Origin of the sequence: Brevundimonas sp., assembly GCF_036405315.1 — a bacterium.
In the GTDB taxonomy this organism is placed as follows: domain Bacteria; phylum Pseudomonadota; class Alphaproteobacteria; order Caulobacterales; family Caulobacteraceae; genus Brevundimonas.
In genome coordinates, this window is sequence record NZ_DASWXW010000100.1 from 1 (window position 1) to 2,219 (window position 2,219).

The 2,219-nt window shown below is 69.0% G+C and carries 3 protein-coding genes; 2 read left to right on the forward strand and 1 reads right to left on the reverse strand.

All coding sequences use genetic code 11. The features are described from left to right. Both VGE49_RS06045 and VGE49_RS06050 read left to right on the forward strand, forming a co-directional pair. Window positions 1–554, forward strand: a 554-nt coding sequence (locus VGE49_RS06045; protein WP_331033659.1) for a division plane positioning ATPase MipZ, incomplete at its 5' end; no start/stop codon positions are given. 7 nt (window positions 555–561) lie between these two features. Further along, window positions 562–990: a J domain-containing protein gene (locus VGE49_RS06050; protein ID WP_331033660.1), complete on the forward strand. Its 429-nt coding sequence runs from the start codon at window positions 562–564 to the stop codon at window positions 988–990. A 50-nt stretch (window positions 991–1,040) separates the two neighbouring features. On the opposite strand, the gene VGE49_RS06055 is transcribed toward VGE49_RS06050, so the two are convergent. Next, window positions 1,041–2,219 (reverse strand): toprim domain-containing protein (locus tag VGE49_RS06055; RefSeq protein ID WP_331033661.1); only part of this gene is annotated, 1,179 nt, incomplete at its 5' end.

Below are 2,219 nucleotides of genomic sequence, written 5' to 3' on the forward strand. Positions count from 1 at the left end.
CGCAGGCCGTGGCCGACGTCATCCTGATCGACACCCCTGGCGGGGACACCGCCCTGTCGCGCGCCGCGCACGGCCGCGCCGACCAGATCGTCACCCCGATGAACGACAGCTTTGTCGACTTCGACCTGCTGGGCGAGGTCGATCCGGTGACGCTGGAGCTGAAGAAGCCCTCCATCTATTCCGAGAGCGTCTGGGAGGCGCGCAAGCACCGCGCCATCACCGAGGGGCGTCAGGTGACGATCGACTGGATCGTCGTCACCAACCGCCTGGCCGTGGCCGAGGCCCGCAACCGTCGTCGCCTGGAAGAGCGGATGATGAAGCTGGCCAAGCGCGTCGGCTTCCGCGTCGGGCCGGGCCTGCGCGACCGGGTCATCTATCGCGAGCTGTTCCCGTTCGGCCTGACGGTCGCCGACCTGTCGAACGACATCCGCCCGGTCTCGGTGTCGCTGGCCCACGTGGCCGCGCGCCAGGAAATGCGCAACCTGATGCAGGCCATGGGTCTGGACGACGCGGCGGGCGGATCGCTGGCTCCGCTGGACGCGGCGGCGGCCTGATCGTCGCATGGGCCTGATCTGGCTGGCGCTGGCCGCCGTGGCGGTCTGGGCGCTGGTCCGGCTGGGCCGTCAGACCGAGCGCGCCCGGCGCGGCCATTGGCGCATTTCCGCGACCATCCTCAGCACAGCCCTGTTCGCGGGGGCGGTTCTGGCCGCGTCGCGCGGGGTCTGGCTGGCGGCCATTGGTCTGGCGGGGGCCGGGCTGTGGCTGGCGGTTCAGTCGCGGGTTCGCACCGTGCCGCCGCGCGCGCCGATTGCTGAACGCCTGTCTGAGGCCGAGGCGCGGGCTATCCTGGGGGTCTCCGCCGATGCGACGCCGCAAGACGTGCAGGCCGCCTGGCGCCGCCTGATGGCGCGGGCGCATCCTGATCAGGGCGGGACGGAGGGGCTCGCCACGCGAGTCAACGCCGCGCGGGATCGGTTGTTGAGGCCTTAAGCTATCTATCCGTTCATCCCCGCCTCCGCGGGGATGAGCGGATTTTGAGTTTAAACGTCCAGATCCGCCACGGCGAAGCGGGCGTTGTCCTGGATGAACTGGTAGCGGGCCTCGGCCTTGCGGCCCATCAGGCGTTCGACCAGATCCTCGATCTCCTCTTCGCTCTCAGGCAGGGAGACGCGCGCCAGGGTCCGCTTCTTCGGATCCATGGTGGTCTCCTTCAGCTGGGAGGCCATCATCTCGCCCAGACCCTTGAAGCGTCCGATCTCGACCTTCTTGCCCTTGAAGACGGTGGCCAGCAGCTCGTCGCGGTGAGCGTCGTCGCGGGCGTATTCCGACAGGGGACCGGCGCTGATGCGGTAGAGCGGCGGCAGGGCCATGAAGAGGCGGCCCTGACGAATGGTCTCGGGCATGGAGCGGTAGAAGAAGGTGATCAGCAGGGCCGCGATGTGGGCGCCGTCCACATCGGCGTCGGTCATGATGACGATGCGCTCATAGCGCAGGTCTTCGATGTTGAAGCGGCTGCCGGGCTGGACGCCGAGGGCCAGGGCCAGGTCCGACAGTTCGACGTTGGCGCGCAGCTTGTCGGCGGTGGCCGAGGCCACGTTCAGGATCTTGCCGCGCAAGGGCAGGATGGCCTGGGTGGTGCGGTCGCGCGCCTGCTTGGCCGAGCCGCCGGCCGAGTCGCCTTCGACGATGAAGAGTTCGGTGCCCTCGGCGGCTTGTCGTGAACAGTCCGACAGCTTGCCCGGCAGACGCAGCTTGCGGGTGGCGGCGGCGCGCTGGACTTCCTTGTCCTTGCGGCGGCGCAGGCGGTCCTCGGCGCGGTCGATGACGAAGCCGAGCAGGGCGTTGGCCTGTTTTGGGCTTTCGGTCAGCCAGTGGTCGAAGGGGTCGCGCAGCAGCTGTTCGGCCAGCTTCTGACCCTCGGGCGAGGACAGGCGGTCCTTGGTCTGGCCCTGGAATTCCGGGTTGCGGATGAAGATGGAGATCAGGGCGCCGGCGTTGGCGACGACGTCCTCGGCCGTGATCTGGGCGGCGCGCTTTTCGTTGATCAGTTCGCCGTAGGCCTTGAGGCCCTTGACCAGAGCGGCGCGGAAGCCCGCCTCGTGCGTGCCGCCGTCGGGGGTCGAGACGGTGTTGCAGTAGGAGGCGATGAAGCTGTCGGCGTCGCCGAAGCCGATGGGCGACCAGGTGACGGCCCATTCCAGGGCGCCCGCCTCGCCCTT